Origin of the sequence: Pseudoalteromonas sp. P1-13-1a, from assembly GCF_001401875.1 — a bacterium.
GTDB lineage: Bacteria > Pseudomonadota > Gammaproteobacteria > Enterobacterales > Alteromonadaceae > Pseudoalteromonas.
The window spans coordinates 1-373 of record NZ_LKDV01000098.1 but is presented as its reverse complement, the minus strand read 5'-3'; the positions used below and the strand labels follow the sequence as shown (position 1 = coordinate 373).

The 373-nt window shown below is 38.1% G+C and carries 1 pseudogene; it reads right to left on the bottom strand.

Going from position 1 to position 373, the window contains the following annotated elements:
- Positions 1–353 (bottom strand): annotated as a pseudogene (locus AN391_RS19970) (transposase); the annotation flags it as partial.
- Between the last annotated feature and the right edge of the window lie 20 nt (positions 354–373).

Genomic DNA, 373 nt, shown 5'->3' with positions numbered 1-373 from the left:
TCAACTTTACTTAGCTTTTCACCCTGTATGTATTTTTGTGTTAACAATGTGCCTTTACAGAGTTTATGCCAGCGAATAATAATCGCTTTATCATTTAGCCTATTCGCTTTTTTATCATCTACATACAGTACTAAGTGCGTGTGATTACTCATAACGGCATAAGCACACACGTCGATACAAAATATCTTAGCTAATTCAAGCAACTTATCCTCAACCCATCCTCGTCGATGCTCGTAAGATTGACCAGTAAAACGGTCTTCTCCACACAAAAAAGCACGACGAACACACCGTGAAATACAATGGTAGTATTTTGTATCAACCAAACTTACTTGTCGCTTTCTTGCAATTGCCATAAGACACCCAGCTCGTTTTT